This window comes from Paenibacillus sp. FSL R5-0887 (assembly GCF_038002305.1).
In the GTDB taxonomy this organism is placed as follows: Bacteria; Bacillota; Bacilli; order Paenibacillales; family Paenibacillaceae; genus Paenibacillus_AQ; species Paenibacillus_AQ odorifer.
In genome coordinates this window covers 3,160,200-3,176,578 of record NZ_JBBOCE010000001.1, presented here as the reverse complement: position 1 = coordinate 3,176,578, position 16,379 = coordinate 3,160,200, and the positions used below count along the sequence as shown (strand labels likewise).

The following is a 16,379-nucleotide window of genomic DNA, read 5'->3' as shown; positions in this document are numbered from 1 at the left end:
ACTAATAATATGTTTAACCCTTCTAAAATAGCATACAAACAAAAAAACGGAAGTGATCCTTATAAGATAAGGACCTCATCCGCTCCAAAAGAGTACTGCAATTTATAGTGGAAGACCCATTTGAAAGATCGTCCAATAACTAAATCCGGTGAAAGTCAGAATCATGTATGCCCAGAAGAGAAGAACATAAGTTTTTTCAGTAAATTTCATATAGCCAAGTATTACGAAAAATGCAGTTTGTAAAAAGAAAAGCAAGGCCATTTCTGTTAGACCTCCGGCGAAAGCCATCAATCCAATAGCTAATGTGAAAAAACCTAATACCCGAAACATGCGGTCCAAGAGAGAGTCCCCCTTCCAGTATGTATCTCACGAATATTCCTTCGATTTATTATACCCTCAACATAATTATGTGTAAACGAATTCATTGAAAAAAATGCACTAATCTTCAAAAAATGTGATTTTTATAATTGACCTGAGTGATTAGTGCTTTAAAAAAGAGAATTTATAGTTTATGCGTATGATGTACGCAGATAATGGAAATACAAATTAGTATCAAATAGATTCTATGAACTCTATGAGAAGCATAGAAATGGAGTAAGCAGCTTTTATCCCTATTCACTACCCGGCAGAACTGCCGGTTATGGAGATGGTTATTTCATGACGTTGTTAGGAGGTTTGGCTTTATGACAGCCGTTAGACAGGACGCTTGGAGTGCAGAAGATGATCTAATATTGGCAGAAGTAACTTTGCGACACATTCGGGAGGGCAGCACACAGCTTGCCGCTTTTGAAGAGGTGGGTGAAAAAATCGGCAGAACTTCGGCCGCTTGCGGATTCCGCTGGAACAGTTGTGTTCGGAAAAGTTATGAAGGTGCAATCGGTATTGCTAAAGGGCAACGTCAAAAGCGTAGCTACCTGAAAAAGCAGCCGTCAGTAAGAGGAGCGCAAGTAGCTGGTCTGATTCTGGGTGATGTCGATGAGGAATTTGGGCGCGGTGAGGGATTAAGTGAAAACACATTATCCATTGATGCGGTCATTCGTTTCTTAAGACAATGGAAGGGTACGATCCAGGAAGCAGGACGTCAGCTGAAAATGCTGGAAAGAGACCTGCGCGAGAAGGAAGATGAATTAACAGAATTACGATCTGAGAATGAGCGGTTGTCTAAAGAGGTTAATCTTGCTCAAAGCGACTACCGGGTAGTCAACGATGATTACAAAGCTTTAATTCAGATTATGGATCGTGCTCGCAGGCTTGCTTTCTTAAATGAAGAAGAAGAAGAAATGAAGACTCGTTTCAAAATGGATGGTAACGGAAATTTAGAACGCATTGAATAAACGATAGGTTAACTAACAATCCCGCAAGTGGTCTGCTTTTTAAGCACCACTTGCGGGGTTTTTGGTATACTTAGAAAAATTGTGCTTAAGATCAGCAGGAGGGTTATATGAAAATTGATATAATTGGTGCAGGTTCACTCGGGCTGCTGCTGGCAGGGAGACTGATCCAAGCCGGGAATGATGTGAGACTGTGGTGCCGAGGGATAGAACAATGCCAACGATTAGGGCGTGATGGCTTAACGGTTACCTACGAGGATGAACGCGAGCCGATAACAATCTCGGAAGATCAGTTTGTATCCGCGCCAATAGGGGAGTTCGCTGGTGCTTATCTAGAAGAGCCGAGTGATTGGATCGTGGTGACGGTTAAACAGAATACTCTACATAATGATTTGCCTGAATTTCTATCCCTACTTAAGGAAGAGCGAGTACATATGATTTGTTTTCAGAATGGTACAGGACATATGGAGATGTTAGGAGGCATGTTGCCAAACGCCAATTTATATGTAGCTGTGACTACGGAGGCTGCGAAGCGCAAATCCTTAACTGAGGTCATTCATGCAGGAGCAGGGGAGGTGTGGATAGGAAAATGGAGCTTAGGGGATGGACAAGCTCTTAGCATACATAATGATTTAAAAGCGAATAATTTAATAGAAGTTCTCATAATGGCAGGATTCGCAGCCTTTTTGTCGAATGAAGTGGATACCATGATTTACCGGAAGCTCTTGATCAATGCCGTTATAAATCCACTCACGGCGATTTGGCGTATTCCAAATGGGGAGCTGTTGTCTTCAGAGCAACGCCTCCAATTAATGAAGGAAGTTTTTGAAGAAGCAATAATGGTGTATGATTTCTGTGAAATTACTTATGATAAGGATGCTTGGGATAACATCCTTCAGGTGTGCCGGTTAACGTCTGGCAATATTTCATCTATGCTGGCAGATGTACTTGCTTCAAGAACCACAGAAATTCGTTGGATCAATGGAAGTCTTGTAGAAATGGCAGAACGATCTGGAGTGTCGGCACCATTAAATCGCTGGCTCTGCCAATTAGTAGAAGGTATTGGGGTATGATCTCTGGGGAGAGGTGAAGCTATGGGACTGCTGATGGATTCGGTTATTACTTTAAGCGTTATTCCGATTGTGCCGTTTTTGATTGTTTTTTTCATTGGAAAGGGCTTAAAAAAAGATAAAAAGAAAACTTTTATGCTCGCTATGGACGTGACCACATTTTTTTTATTATTGTCGGTCTCCGCATTGTTTAATAACATCTTTAATTCCGGTTTTGGGTTTTACCTTATACTAATTATTGTATTAATATCCGCTGGACTGATTGGCGGAGCTCAAAATCGGATGAAAGGAAAGGTAGATGGGAAGCGGTTATTTCGGGCAGTTTGGAGACTTTCGTTCTTTTTTATGAGCTTCGGATATTTATTATTTATGTTTGTTGGGCTAATTACCTACATATCACAAGCGATGTAACGTTCCACTGCTTCGGTGAAGCGTCAACGTCACAAAAGTTTAAAGTTTTAAAAAAAAAATATTTTCTGAAAACATTGCACTAGATTTTTTTGACCACTGGTTGTATAATCATAAACCATATACCACATTCTATTTAGGGGGAACTGCTAGATGAAGAAGAGTAAAAGTCTATTGCTAATGATTGCATTAGTACTTGTTATCGGCACAGTGCTTGCTGGCTGCGGCGGAAACAATGCAAACAGCGGCAATAAAGGTAACAATGCTAACACTGGTAACACGGCAACTGGTAATGCAGCTACAGAAGAAAAATTGGCTGCTGACCAAACATTGAGAATTAACCTTAGTTCTGAGCCTCCAACATTTGACCCAGGATTGGCTCAAGATAGCCAAGCTCACACTGTCCTGACAACAATGTACGAAGGTCTGACTCGCATGAATGCTGAATCTGGTCAAGCTGAACCAGGTGTAGCTGAAAGCTGGGAAGTTTCCGCTGACGGTCTGGTATATACTTTCAAACTCCGTGATTCACAATGGAGTAATGGCGATCCTGTAACAACAGAAGACTTCGTTCGCGCTTGGAAACGCGTGCTCGATCCTGCTGCTGCATCCGCTGCACCTTACGCTTATCAATTGTACTACATCAAAAATGCTCAAAAGTTCTACAACAAGGAAATTACCGATTTCAGTCAAGTAGGTGTCAAAGCGGTTGATGAGAAAACTCTTGAAGTTACTCTTGAAGCCCCAACTCCTTACTTCCTTGGATTGCTTTCCTTCTACACTTATTACCCTGTACACAAATCCATTGAGAGTAATCCTAAATGGGCAACAAGCAAAGATACTATGATCGTTAACGGTGCTTTCACTCTTACAGAGTGGACTACAGGTCAAACACTTGTTGTAACTAAAAACGATAAATATTGGGATAAAGATTCCATTAAACTTAACAAAATCGACTTCTCCCTTGTAAACAGCGGTGCAACTGAGCTGCTCAGCTACAAGAACGGTGAATACGATCGTGCCGGTGGACCAACTGGTGAAATTCCATCAGAACAAATTCCAATCGTGCAAAAAGAACTTCCTAACGAATTCAGCCGTAAAGGTATTGCTTCCGTATACTACTACGAATTCAATATCACTGAAAAACCTTTCACAAACGCTAAAATCCGTAAGGCTCTTGCAATGTCCATTAACCGTCAAGCTTTGATTGACAATGTAGTACAAGGTGGACAATTCCCAGCCTACGGTTATGTACCTCCGGGTATCGCTGGTGCTGATGGTGAATACCGTACAGCAGTTAAAGATAGCTACTTCACTGAAGATCTAGAACAAGCTAAAACATTGCTTGCTGAAGGTCTGAAAGAAGAAGGTATGGATAAACTGCCTACATTCTCCCTGACTTACAACACAAGTGAAGGTCACAAGAAAATCGCTTTGGCGATTGCTGATATGTGGAAAAACAATCTTGGTATCGACGTACAAACCGTTAACCAAGAGTGGGCTGTATTTATTGAAAACCGTCAAAACCTGAACTACCAAGTTGCTCGTGCTGGTTGGACTGCGGATTACAATGATCCAATGACTTTCCTTGATATGTGGGTAACAGGTGGCGGTAACAATGATACTGGTTACGCTAACCCTGAGTATGACAAATTGATCAGCGAAGCTAAAACAAGCACTGACTTGGCAGTACGTCAAGAAAAGTTTGCTGCAGCTGAGAAATTGCTCATTGAGCAAGATATGGTTCTGATTCCTTTGTACTACTACACTAACAACTCCCTGACTAAAGAGTACCTTAAAGGTGTTACTCTTGACTTTAGTGGTGCAATTGACTTGACTCGCGGATACTTGCTTGAGCACTAAGATATTGCTTTAGTAATTACAACAGAATAGTTAGTTGACTGAAGTTGCAGAATACTTCGGGATATATATGTGGAATTCCATATATATCCCTTTTTTTTGTATTCCTGTCTATTTGTTAATTAATGTTATTAATAACATATATAGAAAATAGACAAAAATCCGTTTTTTTCATAAAATCATTATTATGTGTATCAAAAATTGTCGGAGGAGGTGTGATGGGGATGGTTCGTTATGTCGCAAATAAGTTTTTCTATATGTTGGTTTCTCTATTTGTATTGATTTCAGCTACCTTTTTCTTGATGAAAGCTATTCCGGGGGATCCGTTTACTTCTGAAAAGAAGGTACCGCCAGAAATTAAAGCACGTCTGATGGAACAATATGGTCTGGACAAGCCGCTCTCTCATCAGTATTTTAAGTATTTAGGTGATATTATCCAAGGTGACCTAGGTGTCTCAATGAAACGCCTAAATCAAGATGTATCACATTTGATCAGTCAAACCTTTTCAGCGTCGCTGAAGCTGGGACTCGTCGCAATCGTTGTGGCGGTTATTGTCGGAGTATTTCTCGGCATGTTGGCGGCACTCTATCACAGAAAGTTTATTGACAGCGCAGCTATGGTGCTGGCAGTTCTGGGGATTGCGGTTCCGAGCTTTGTAGTCGCGTCATTACTGCAGTATGTATTTGCTTTCAAACTGGGTTGGGTACCGGTTTCAGGTTTTAAAGGGCCAATCTATTATTTCTTACCCGTGGCCGCGCTCTCGGCACAGCCGATCGCCTTTATCGCCCGCTTGACCCGTTCAAGTATGCTTGAAGTTTTGAATGCGGATTATATCAAAACGGCTAAAGCAAAGGGATTGAGCTGGATGGCTATTCTGAGCCGCCATGTACTTCGTAACGGAATTCTACCTGTTGTTACTTATATGGGTCCAATGACAGCTAACATCGTAACTGGTTCGGTTGTTATCGAGCAGATCTTTGGTGTTGGGGGTATTGGTAAACAGTTCGTGGAAGCGATTGGTGTCCGTGACTATACCGTTATTATGGGGATAACCATTTTCTATGGTGTATTACTCATGGTTGCCCGCTTTATTACGGATATTGCTTATGTATTAATTGACCCACGTATGAAATTAAGTGGAGGAAAGGAGGGCTAAATAGTGGCTACTGAAAATAACTTGCTAAATCTAAAACCGGAAGATTTTCAAAAAGTCGGTGTAGATGAAAAAGAAGCCGAAGTTATCCAGCGTGAGAGTCTCTCTGCTTGGAAAGACTCTTGGCAACGGTTGCGTCAAAATAAAATGGCGATGACTGCGCTCGGTATCCTGGGTTTGATTGTACTTGCAGCGATTTTTGCACCTTTTATCTCGAAATATAACTATTATTCTAATGATTTGATGAGCACCAATAAGCCCCCTTCCTCCGATCACTGGTTTGGAACGGATGATCTTGGTCGTGATATCTTTGTTCGTACTTGGTACGGTGCACGGATTTCCTTGATCGTTGGTCTTGCTGCGGCAGCCATCGACTTGTTCATTGGTGTTATCTACGGAGGCATTATGGGCTTCTTCGGCGGCCGTGTAGATAATATTATGAATAAATTCTCTGAAATTTTGTATTCTATTCCTTATTTGCTGGTTGTAATCTTGCTCTTGGTCGTTCTTGAGCCAAGTCTTGGAACAATCATCCTAGCTCTAACCATTACAGGCTGGATTACGATGTCGTGGATTGTGCGTGGAGAAATTATGCAGCTCAAGAATCGTGAATTCGTATTGGCGTCCCGTTCCATGGGTGCTGGTTCTGCGAGACTGTTGTTCAAGCACCTTCTGCCGAATGCGGTTGGTCCGATTATCGTAACCATTACACTGTCTGTACCAAATGCTATCTTTGCTGAGGCCTTCCTAAGCTTCTTGGGTCTTGGTGTACAAGCTCCTGTTGCTTCACTTGGATCGATGATCAATGACTCACTCACCGGCTGGTTGTACTATCCATGGCGCTTCTTGTTCCCTGCGATCCTAATCAGCTTAACAATGCTTTCTTTCAACATTTTCGGTGATGGTCTTCGTGACGCGCTTGATCCTAAGCTGAAGAAATAGGAGGAATATGGATGGAACCTATTTTACAAGTCAAAGATTTGCATATTTCCTTTTTTGTTAAGGGCGGAGAAGTACAAGCTGTCCGTGGTATGAATTTTGAAATTGGCAAAGGCGAAACGGTTGCCATCGTCGGCGAGTCCGGCAGCGGTAAGAGTGTAACTGCTCAATCGATTATGCGGTTGATCCCTTCTCCACCTTCTAAAGTGAAAAAGGGAGAGATTATTTTTCAAGGACAGAATCTGCTAGACAAAAGCATGAAAGAAATGGAATCTATTCGCGGTAAAGATATTGGCATGATTTTTCAAGACCCGATGACTTCTCTGAACCCAACCATCAAAGTGGGCAAACAGATCACTGAAGTTTTGATTAAACATCAGAAAATGTCAGCGGCCGAAGCGAAAAAGCAAGGTATGGAGATGTTGAAATTAGTAGGCATCAAAAATGCGGAGGCTCGCTTTAACCAATATCCCCACGAATTCTCAGGCGGTATGCGCCAGCGTGTAATGATCGCAATCGCGTTAGCTTGCCGTCCGGCTTTGCTGATAGCAGATGAGCCTACAACAGCTCTAGATGTAACCATTCAGGCGCAGATCATGGAAGTTATGAGAGAGATGCAGCAAAAACTAGGTACCTCCATTATTCTGATTACACATGATCTGGGCGTAGTTGCTGGCATGTGTGATCGGGTGATTGTAATGTATGCAGGTGAGGTTGTGGAGACCGGAACAAGATGGGAAATCTTTAAAAATCCACAACATCCATACACCAAAGGTCTGCTGCGCTCAATGCCGCGTCTGGACCAAAAGAAAGGCGAGCCGCTTATTCCGATCATCGGCACACCGCCAGATCTGATCAAGCCGCCGATCGGCTGTCCGTTCACTGCTCGTTGTAATGAAGCGATGCATGTGTGCGAACAAATCGATCCCGGCGCCACAGAATTCAGCGAAACGCATATGGCGCGTTGCTGGAATCTGCATTCGATGGCCAAGGAGGTGCAGTACTCTTGAGTAAGAACCTAATAGAGGTAGAAGGTCTTAAGAAATATTTTAATGTAGGTAAAGGTAAGGTTCTTAAGGCTGTTGATAATATTAACTTCACGATCCGTGAGGGCGAGACACTTGGGATGGTAGGTGAGTCCGGTTGTGGTAAGACTACTGCTGGACGTACGATTCTTCGCTTGTATGAGCCTACTGCTGGAAGTGTGAAATATAATGGTACAGACATTTATAAATTGCCTGGAAATCAAATGAAGGCTATGCGCCGTGACATGCAAATGATTTTCCAAGATCCGTACGCATCGCTTAACCCGCGGTTTACGGTTTCTGATATCATCGGCGAGGCACTGGACATTCACGGAATGGCTGGCAGCCGTGCAGAACGTAAGAAACGGATTGAAGAACTGCTGGATATGGTTGGTCTTAACCATGACCATGCAACCCGTTATCCGCATGAATTCTCCGGTGGACAACGTCAACGTATCGGGATTGCCCGTTCGTTAGCGGTTAATCCTAAGTTCATCGTTTGTGATGAGCCGATTTCCGCACTTGACGTATCCATTCAAGCTCAGGTCGTTAACTTGCTTAAAGAATTGCAAGATCGTCTTGGATTGACTTATCTTTTCATCGCGCATGATCTGTCCATGGTTAAACATATCAGTGATCGCGTAGCAGTTATGTACTTGGGTAAAATGGTTGAGTTGGCGGAAAGTGAAGAGCTGTATGCAAATCCTATCCACCCTTATACTAAATCCCTATTGTCGGCTATTCCAGTTCCGGATCCGGAAATTGAAGTCAACAAAAAACGTATTCACTTGCATGATGAGCTTGGCAGCCCTATTTATTCTGCTAACGATAAGACCAATGACAGTGACTTTGAATTAGTAGAAGTATCTAAAGGCCACTTTGTCAGCAAAAAATTCGCATAATTTATACTTAGGTTTTCAAAGGCGGGAGCATTATGCTCTCGCCTCTTGTATGTATTTAGGATATTATTTAATGAATTTATAGTATAATTGAACAGTTGGCTGTACCTATGTTGCTGATATCAAGACATGTTTTACTTTGACGCGGCTCCTGACTTTGGATACAATCATAGAGAGTTTTTACGAACTTGGATTTACATATAACTGCTTAGTAGAACTGGAGGCACTAGCAAATGAATATTGTAACGGAACCGCTCAAGGGTGGATCTGCACTCTCGCGCGACTATATAGATCATTTTGAAAAGGTTAGTCATTTGTACGGTGGGGATTTCCGCAATAAAGAAAGTAGAAGTAGAAGGGCAGAGTGGCTAGACGGCAGAGAAAGCCTTCGTGCCGACCGGACTCAGATTGCTGAGTGTCTACGTCAATATAATGAAAAGCATAACTCGCATGATGCGGTGATGGCTTCGCTGGCTCTCTTAGAGCAGCCGGGGACATTAGTGGTGACAGGTGGGCAGCAAAGCGGACTATTTACTGGACCCCTGTTAGTGGTATATAAAGCTGCAACTACTATTATGGCGGCAAAAGAAGCAGCTGAACAACTCGGCCGACCGGTAGTTCCTTTATTCTGGATTGCAGGTGAAGATCATGACTGGGATGAAGTGAATCATACGTATGTACTGAATCGTACGCAGGAGATTACTAAGATTAAGATAGAAAAGTCAGAAGAGAAACGCTCCTCAGTAAGTGATATTCGTGTAGAAGAGGAAAGCTGGCAGCAGGTAGTGGAACAGTTAGACGGTCTGCTTCAGGAAAGCGACTTTAAGCCGCAGATTATGGAATTCATTCGCACTTCTTCTTTTAGAGCAGATAGTATGACAGATGCATTTGCCAAGCTGATGGGTTCATTATTTGGTAAATTTGGTCTAATTCTGCTTGATTCTGCTGATCCCAACTTACGTAAGTTAGAACAGCCATTTTTCACTTCGCTAATTATGCAGAATGATGCACTGGAAACAGCGTATATGAATTCTGCTTCTGATATTGTGGGCGCCGGATATGAGCTTCAGGCTGATGTTACAGCTGGCAATGCCAACCTCTTTTATATTCATGAAGGTACACGGCTTCTGCTTCACAAGAAGGACGGAATCTTTACGGATCGCAAGGGTCAGGTATCCTTTTCCCGTGATGAATTACTTGAGGAGGTGCAGGCACATCCGGAACGCTTTAGCAATAATGTGCTGACACGTCCACTTATGCAGGATTATGTGTTGCCTGTTCTGGCAACGGTGCTGGGTCAAGGTGAGATTGCTTACTGGGCCATTCCGCGTCGTGCGTTTGAGACCATTGGGGGAGAAATGCCGTTAATTATCCCTAGAATGTCTTTTACAGTCGTAGAAGGTACGCTGCACAAGCATATGGATAAATATCAACTTAGCTTTGAGGATGTAAGACAAGGACTGGATCACAAAAGACATGAATGGCTGGCCGCACAGGATGAGCTGGGGATTAAACGTCGTTTTGAAGAAACCAAGACCTCATTCGCCGCCATGTACGAACCGCTGATTGAGCAGCTTGGAACGGTTCAGGCCGGTCTGCTTAAGCTGGGGAATAACAATAAAGAGAAGATTCTAGATCAAATTACTTTTTTACAGGCGAAAGCCCAAGATGCAATGGCAAAACAGAACGAAGCTGCAATCCGGCAATGGGAGCGAATCGAGCTGTCGTTAATGCCACTGGGTAAACTGCAGGAAAGAGTGTACAATATCATGTATTACTTGAACCGGTACGGGCTTGCTTGGCTGGATGAGTTAATGACGGTTGAACCGGATTACAGTGGAACACATCGCATCATTTATATGTAATGGAAGTATCGCTTTCCACAAAACTAAGCTTTTGCTTACGAAGTGAGTTTTGTACGAAGCAGATCACTGGAGTAACGCTCACAAAACAAAGCGTATGCTTACGGAGCAAGTTTTATTGCGAAGTGGATCATAGAAGTATAGCTCCACAAAACTTTTAGGAGGTTTCATAATGAGTTCATCTAAACAAAATAGTATCGTGGCTGATATGTCACTCGCACCGGAAGGGCATTTGAAAATCGACTGGGTTCGCCAGCATATGCCGGTACTGAACCGTATTCGTGAGCAGTTTGAAGCAGAACAGCCATTTAAAGGTCTGAAAGTATCGATCACATTGCATTTGGAAGCTAAAACCGCTTATTTGGCGAAGGTTGTCAAAGCTGGTGGTGCAGATGTAACCATTACAGGTTCGAATCCACTTTCTACACAGGATGATGTTTGTGCAGCGCTTGTGGAGGATGGAATCACAGTATTTGCTAAATACAATCCGTCTCCTGAAGAATTTAAAGCCCTTAATATCAAAGCACTGGAGAGCAAACCGGACTTGATTATTGATGACGGTGGGGATTTTGCTACATTGCTGCATTCGGAGCGTCCTGATCTGATGGAGAATATTCGCGGGGGTGCTGAAGAAACAACTACCGGGATTATTCGTTTAAAAGCTCTGCAAAAGCAAGGCGTATTGAAGTTCCCAATGGTCGCGGTTAATGATGCCTACTGCAAATATTTATTTGATAACCGTTATGGCACTGGCCAATCGGCATGGGATGGAATTATTCGCACAACCAACCTTATCGTAGCGGGCAAAACAGTAGTTGTTGTCGGTTACGGCTGGTGTGGTAAAGGTGTTGCCATGCGCGCCAAAGGACTTGGAGCAAAAGTAGTTGTCACAGAAGTTGATGCGATTAAAGCCGTTGAAGCACATATGGACGGTTTTGAAGTAATGCCAATGCTGGAAGCAGCTAAGGTTGGTGATTTCTTCGTTACAGTAACTGGTAACCGTTATGTAATTCGCGGTGAACATTATGATGTGATGAAGGATGGAGCAATCATGTGCAACGCGGGCCATTTCGACGTTGAAGTGAATAAGCCTGAGCTGTCGGAAAGATCCGTATCCCAACGTACCGTTCGCAAAAATATCGAAGAGTACCAGCTTCGTGACGGACGTAAATTATATCTGCTTGCTGAAGGCAGACTTGTAAATCTGGGTGCTGCTGATGGTCACCCTGCTGAAATTATGGATACAACCTTTGCACTCCAGGCACTGTCGCTGAAATATGTAAATGATAATTATAAGAGCATTGGCGTAAAAGTTGAAAATGTTCCTTATGAGCTGGATGAGCAAGTAGCACGTTATAAGCTGGAAAGTCTGGGCATTAACATCGATAGCCTCACTCCGGCACAAGTGGATTATTTGGACAGCTGGAATTTGAACGATTAATAACCGAACGCATAACAATAAAGTGTATTAACCAGTGTACCTTGAACTGAAGCAACTTTTTTAACAAAGCCATGCAACGGACAAGATTCCGATTGTATGGCTTTTTTCTGTGGAGAAATGTTTTTCGGGAAACGAGCTATCTGATTTAGGAAAAATTTCCTTGGCCAGAAAAAGGTTTTTGATTTTTAATGGCGAATCTATTATGCTTAAGTGGTGAAAAGTGGGGTAAAGTGGGGATTCGGGGATTAGGGGTGGGAAAAAGGATGTTCATGGGAGAGTATCAACACAGCATTGACGACAAAGGCCGAATCATTATTCCGGCTAAACTCCGTGAATTGCTCGGAACCTCCTTCGTGACGACCCGCGGCCTAGACTCCTGCCTGTTTGTTTATCCCATGGAAGAATGGGCAATCATGGAACAAAAGCTTAAAAGCCTTTCGCTGATGAAATCAGATGCCCGCGCATTTAGCCGCTTTTTTTTCTCAGGTGCAACTGAATGTGTTTGGGATAAGCAGGGAAGGGTAAATCTGCCGGCCAATTTACGGCAGTATGCCAAACTGGACAAAGACTGTGTCATTCTGGGCGTTTCGAACCGGGTGGAAATCTGGAACAAAGAGCTTTGGGAACAGTACTTCGAACAGTCCGAGGAATCGTTCAACGAAATCGCTGAGAAATTGGTGGATTTCAATTTTGATCTATAAAACACAATAACGAATACTGTCCTGGAGGGATGCAGCTTGTTTCACCACATCACGGTGCTTAAGGAAGAAGCGACAGAAGGGCTGCACATCAAAAAAGACGGAATCTATGTAGATTGCACTCTCGGTGGAGCGGGTCACAGCTCACTTATCGCTTCCAAACTTAGCGGCGAAGGCCGTTTAATCTGTTTGGATCAAGATGATTGGGCTTTGGAGAACGCCAAAGAAAGATTAGCGGAATACGGAGACAAGGTTGTGACTATTAAGACTAACTTCCGTGATCTGGAGAGTGTACTTAAGGATGTGCCCTTTGTGCCACAAACAGATGGTATTCCCCAAGTAGATGGAGTGCTCTTTGATCTTGGCGTATCCTCTCCTCAGTTTGACGAAGGGGAACGAGGCTTTAGTTACAATCATGATGCTCCGCTGGACATGCGCATGGATCAGTCAGCACTTTTGACGGCTGCTGAAATTGTGAATACATGGTCCGAGCAGGAGATTGCCCGTGTTCTTTTCCAATATGGAGAAGAGAAATTCTCGCGGAGAATCGCTAGAAAAATTGTAGACAGAAGAGAAGAAGCTCCTATTGAGACAACAGGAGAATTAGCAGAACTGATCAAGGAAGGTATCCCGGCAGCTGCTCGAAGAACAGGCGGGCATCCCGCTAAACGTAGCTTTCAAGGATTAAGGATTGCTGTGAATGACGAATTGGGTGCTTTTGAAGAAGGGCTACATAGTGCAGTACGTTGCCTTGCACCAGGAGGCAGAGTATCCGTCATCACCTTTCATTCGCTCGAAGACCGAATTTGCAAGCAAATTTTTAGCAGCTATTTAAGCAGATGTACATGCCCGCCTGACTTTCCGTTTTGCGTATGCGGCGCGAAAGGCACGCTTAAGTTAATCAATCGTAAACCGCTTGTGCCTTCTGAAGAAGAGCTTGAGCTTAATACCCGAGCCCGCTCAGCTAAGCTGCGCATTGCAGAAAAATTGTAATTGACGATAAAGGAGAGTCAGAGATGGCCTATACCCGCGGCAATTTAGCAGTTCAGCCCAAAAGAAAAGAAGAGGTAAACCCCCTTTACCGCGAGAAGACAAAAGTAGTTACCAGACGAAGAGTACTTCCGCTGCAAGAGAAACTTTTGTATATGCTGACGCTAGGAGTATGCGTTCTGGTGGCGATCACCCTGATTTCACGTTACGTCCAAATTTATGATTTGAACTTGCAGGCTCAGAAATTAGATCAGGATATTGCAACAGCCAAGAAGCAGATTTCTACGTATCAGATGGAAAAGCAGAATCTAGAGCAGAAAGTCGCCCAAAAAGCACGGGATCTTGGTTATGTGTCCCCGGATGAGAATGCAACAATCTATATTCCGGCAAGCTCGGCAACGACTCCAGGTGATAATTAGTGAGCGATTGGCAAGATCGCAATAAAAAAAGTTGTGAGGTTCGCTTATGCTGAAAAGAATAAAACTTCGCACGCTGTTTATAGGAGGGTGTATTACCCTCTTTTTTCTTGTTTTGATCGTTAGAGTGTTCTGGATTCAAGTTATGCAAGGTGAGGAATGGCAGGAAAAGGCCGCCACACTTTGGGCGCATACCTCAACTATCAAAGCGGAGCGAGGTACGATTTCTGACCGTAACGGGAGTGTGCTCGCTAGCGATGTCCCTGCTTATACCGTGGTGGTGAATCCTGAAGTGATTCAACAACAAGGCATCGGGGAAGAGGTCATCACAGGATTACACGAATTGCTCGGCAAACCAGAGGATGAGCTGCGTAAGCTGGTTGAAGCCAAGGACGAAAAGACGGGTGCTTACCTCAAGAACCGGGAAATTCGTAATGAAGGCTGGAAGATTGATCAGGAGCTTGCCGATAAGGTGAAAGAATTTTATGTAGCCCTAGGTAAAGAACATAAAATTCAAGAGACCGGTATTGGACTTGTTAGAGAGCAGAAACGATATTATCCAAAAGATGAATTAGCTGCACATATCTTAGGTTATACAGATAGGGACGGCAATGCTATCATGGGACTGGAAAAATACTTTGATACGGAGCTTAAGGGTGCCGATGGCAAGCTGCTTTATCAAAGTGACGGTCAAGGGGTAAAATTGCCGGATTCACAAGATACCTATAAGCCAGTAGTAAATGGAAGTAATTTCAAGCTTACAATCGATAGTACGATCCAGCATTATATAGAAGAGGCCATGCAAAAGGCGTATGCGCAATATAAGCCAAAAAGTATGAGTGTCATTGCTGCTGATCCGAACACGATGGAGATTTTGGGATTAGCCAATATGCCTACCTATAATCCAAATGAATTTTGGAAGACCGGGGCCGATGGGGCGGGATTCTATAATCATGCTATTAAATCTAAATACGAGCCTGGTTCCACTTTCAAAATTGTAACGCTTGCCGCCGCAGTAGAAGAAAAGCTTTTTGATCCTGTTGCGACATTTTTGTCCGGGTCCATCCGGATAAAGGGATATAGTAAGGCACTGCATGATATTAATCATGCTGGATGGGGGCAAATCAGTTTTCTTGAAGGTGTGAAACGTTCTAGTAACGTTCTATTCGTTAAGCTATATGAAATGCTCGGACAGGACAAGCTATTACAGTATATCAATGATTTTGGCTTCAATGAGAAAACGGGAATCGATCTGCCGGGAGAAGTAAGCGGGGTCGTTAACCCTAACCTTGGACGTCCTATAGAAATTGCGACACTCGCATATGGACACGGTAAAGTGCTAGTAACCCCACTTCAACAGCTAGTTGCCGTATCTGCTATAGCTAATGGGGGGAAGTTGATGACTCCGTATGTAGTTAAGGAGGTCACAAACCCTAACACTGGTGAGACAAAGGTTACTCAGCCTAGTGTAGTGCGTCAGGTGATTGATGAGGAAAGCGCCAAGAAAACGGGTGAATATTTGGAGCAGGTTGTTGCTGACCAAGTAAAAGGAACAGGCCGCAACGCTTATATTGACGGCTATCGCGTGGCAGGTAAGACAGGAACGGCTATCAAGGTTGAAGGTAAGGATTATGTGAAATCCAAAGTACTTGTCTCCTTTATTGGTTATGCTCCTGTTGATGATCCAAAGATCGCTGTTATTGTCATTATTGACGAACCGAACGTTGAGGTTGGCGGCGGTAAGGCAGCTGCTCCAGTATTTAAAGAGATTGTATCCCAGTCTCTGCAATACATGGGAGTACCTAAGCTGGCGTCTGAGGCTAGTGATAGCAGCAGCAAAAAGCCGGCTAAGACTGAAACAGTCGCACTTCGGACTACACCAGATCTAACAGACAAGACGATGAAGGAAGCAAGAGAAGCACTTTTGGATCAAGGCTTCGATTATGTAGTGGTCGGTGAAGGATCTACTGTAGAGAGTCAATATCCTGAGGCAGGTACGAAGCTTGCTACAGGGCAACGGATCTATTTATTAAGTCCGCAGGGGGCTCAGCCTACCATTCCAGATTTAAAAGGGGAATCCCTGCGTGATGCACTTGAAATTCTAACTCTACTAAAAGTAGAGATTGCGGTAGACGGTGAAGGTTACGTCTCAGAACAGATTGTAGGCACGCAAAATGGCAAGACCTTGGTCACTTTGAAAATGAAGCCATTAAATGATTATGGCGAAGATATTCCCGTGGCCCCGCCTGCTGATGAGGGGACAGATTCCGAGAGCGGAACATAGCT

General features: G+C 43.5%; 15 protein-coding genes. 14 read left to right on the top strand and 1 reads right to left on the bottom strand.

The window, feature by feature from the left end; all coding sequences use genetic code 11:
* Nucleotides 1-102: 102 nt before the first annotated feature.
* The gene (locus MKY14_RS14205; RefSeq protein WP_036683705.1) at nt 103-339 is read right to left on the bottom strand and encodes a DUF2626 family protein; all 237 of its coding nucleotides are present in this window, start codon (nt 337-339) and stop codon (nt 103-105) included.
* 344 nt (nt 340-683) lie between these two features.
* Between MKY14_RS14205 and MKY14_RS14200 the strand changes: the two genes are divergently transcribed.
* From MKY14_RS14200 to MKY14_RS14135, 14 genes are all read left to right on the top strand, one after another.
* Nucleotides 684-1,334, top strand: a complete 651-nt coding sequence (locus MKY14_RS14200; protein WP_036683702.1) for an RsfA family transcriptional regulator — start codon at nt 684-686, stop codon at nt 1,332-1,334.
* 107 nt (nt 1,335-1,441) lie between these two features.
* Nucleotides 1,442-2,404 carry a ketopantoate reductase family protein gene (locus MKY14_RS14195; RefSeq protein WP_340976685.1) on the top strand — a complete coding sequence of 321 codons (963 nt, stop codon included), beginning with the start codon at nt 1,442-1,444 and terminating at the stop codon, nt 2,402-2,404.
* Nucleotides 2,405-2,425: 21 nt separating this feature from the next.
* Nucleotides 2,426-2,812, top strand: coding sequence for a DUF3397 domain-containing protein (locus MKY14_RS14190; protein WP_076129040.1), 387 nt, complete (start codon nt 2,426-2,428; stop codon nt 2,810-2,812).
* Nucleotides 2,813-2,962: 150 nt separating this feature from the next.
* Nucleotides 2,963-4,672 (top strand): peptide ABC transporter substrate-binding protein, encoded by a 1,710-nt coding sequence (locus MKY14_RS14185; protein WP_076129042.1) that lies wholly within the window; start codon nt 2,963-2,965, stop codon nt 4,670-4,672.
* A 221-nt stretch (nt 4,673-4,893) separates the two neighbouring features.
* Nucleotides 4,894-5,826, top strand: coding sequence for an ABC transporter permease (locus MKY14_RS14180; RefSeq protein WP_036683691.1), 933 nt, complete (start codon nt 4,894-4,896; stop codon nt 5,824-5,826).
* A gap of 3 nt (nt 5,827-5,829) precedes the next feature.
* On the top strand, nt 5,830-6,765 hold the full coding sequence (locus tag MKY14_RS14175) for an ABC transporter permease (protein ID WP_036683689.1): 936 nt from the start codon (nt 5,830-5,832) through the stop codon (nt 6,763-6,765).
* A gap of 11 nt (nt 6,766-6,776) precedes the next feature.
* Nucleotides 6,777-7,772, top strand: a complete 996-nt coding sequence (locus tag MKY14_RS14170) for an ABC transporter ATP-binding protein (protein WP_036683686.1) — start codon at nt 6,777-6,779, stop codon at nt 7,770-7,772.
* Nucleotides 7,769-8,689 carry an ABC transporter ATP-binding protein gene (locus tag MKY14_RS14165; RefSeq protein ID WP_036683682.1) on the top strand — a complete coding sequence of 307 codons (921 nt, stop codon included), beginning with the start codon at nt 7,769-7,771 and terminating at the stop codon, nt 8,687-8,689. The genes MKY14_RS14170 and MKY14_RS14165 overlap by 4 nt, the downstream gene beginning before the upstream one ends.
* 230 nt (nt 8,690-8,919) lie before the next feature.
* On the top strand, nt 8,920-10,551 hold the full coding sequence (gene bshC / locus MKY14_RS14160) for a bacillithiol biosynthesis cysteine-adding enzyme BshC (RefSeq protein WP_340976684.1): 1,632 nt from the start codon (nt 8,920-8,922) through the stop codon (nt 10,549-10,551).
* A 166-nt stretch (nt 10,552-10,717) separates the two neighbouring features.
* Entirely contained in the window at nt 10,718-11,989 is a 1,272-nt protein-coding gene (locus MKY14_RS14155) for an adenosylhomocysteinase (protein ID WP_170914265.1), read from the top strand.
* Nucleotides 11,990-12,252: 263 nt separating this feature from the next.
* On the top strand, nt 12,253-12,690 hold the full coding sequence (mraZ, locus tag MKY14_RS14150; protein ID WP_036683674.1) for a division/cell wall cluster transcriptional repressor MraZ: 438 nt from the start codon (nt 12,253-12,255) through the stop codon (nt 12,688-12,690).
* A gap of 36 nt (nt 12,691-12,726) precedes the next feature.
* On the top strand, nt 12,727-13,680 hold the full coding sequence (gene rsmH / locus MKY14_RS14145) for a 16S rRNA (cytosine(1402)-N(4))-methyltransferase RsmH (protein WP_036683671.1): 954 nt from the start codon (nt 12,727-12,729) through the stop codon (nt 13,678-13,680).
* Between the two features lie 23 nt (nt 13,681-13,703).
* On the top strand, nt 13,704-14,096 hold the full coding sequence (locus MKY14_RS14140) for a septum formation initiator family protein (RefSeq protein ID WP_036683668.1): 393 nt from the start codon (nt 13,704-13,706) through the stop codon (nt 14,094-14,096).
* A 46-nt stretch (nt 14,097-14,142) separates the two neighbouring features.
* The gene (locus MKY14_RS14135) at nt 14,143-16,377 is read left to right on the top strand and encodes a penicillin-binding transpeptidase domain-containing protein (RefSeq protein ID WP_076217859.1); all 2,235 of its coding nucleotides are present in this window, start codon (nt 14,143-14,145) and stop codon (nt 16,375-16,377) included.
* The last annotated feature ends 2 nt before the right edge of the window (nt 16,378-16,379 follow it).

Bases quoted from the DNA above. Each gene is read 5' to 3' on its own strand.
- MKY14_RS14200 (WP_036683702.1), top strand. From the start codon at position 684: ATGACAGCCGTTAGACAGGACGCTTGGAGTGCAGAAGATGATCTAATA.
- MKY14_RS14140 (WP_036683668.1), top strand. From the start codon at position 13,704: ATGGCCTATACCCGCGGCAATTTAGCAGTTCAGCCCAAAAGAAAAGAA.
- MKY14_RS14190 (WP_076129040.1), top strand. From the start codon at position 2,426: ATGGGACTGCTGATGGATTCGGTTATTACTTTAAGCGTTATTCCGATT.
- MKY14_RS14180 (WP_036683691.1), top strand. From the start codon at position 4,894: ATGGTTCGTTATGTCGCAAATAAGTTTTTCTATATGTTGGTTTCTCTA.
- MKY14_RS14135 (WP_076217859.1), top strand. From the start codon at position 14,143: ATGCTGAAAAGAATAAAACTTCGCACGCTGTTTATAGGAGGGTGTATT.
- mraZ (WP_036683674.1), top strand. From the start codon at position 12,253: ATGTTCATGGGAGAGTATCAACACAGCATTGACGACAAAGGCCGAATC.
- MKY14_RS14195 (WP_340976685.1), top strand. From the start codon at position 1,442: ATGAAAATTGATATAATTGGTGCAGGTTCACTCGGGCTGCTGCTGGCA.
- bshC (WP_340976684.1), top strand. From the start codon at position 8,920: ATGAATATTGTAACGGAACCGCTCAAGGGTGGATCTGCACTCTCGCGC.
- MKY14_RS14185 (WP_076129042.1), top strand. From the start codon at position 2,963: ATGAAGAAGAGTAAAAGTCTATTGCTAATGATTGCATTAGTACTTGTT.
- MKY14_RS14170 (WP_036683686.1), top strand. From the start codon at position 6,777: ATGGAACCTATTTTACAAGTCAAAGATTTGCATATTTCCTTTTTTGTT.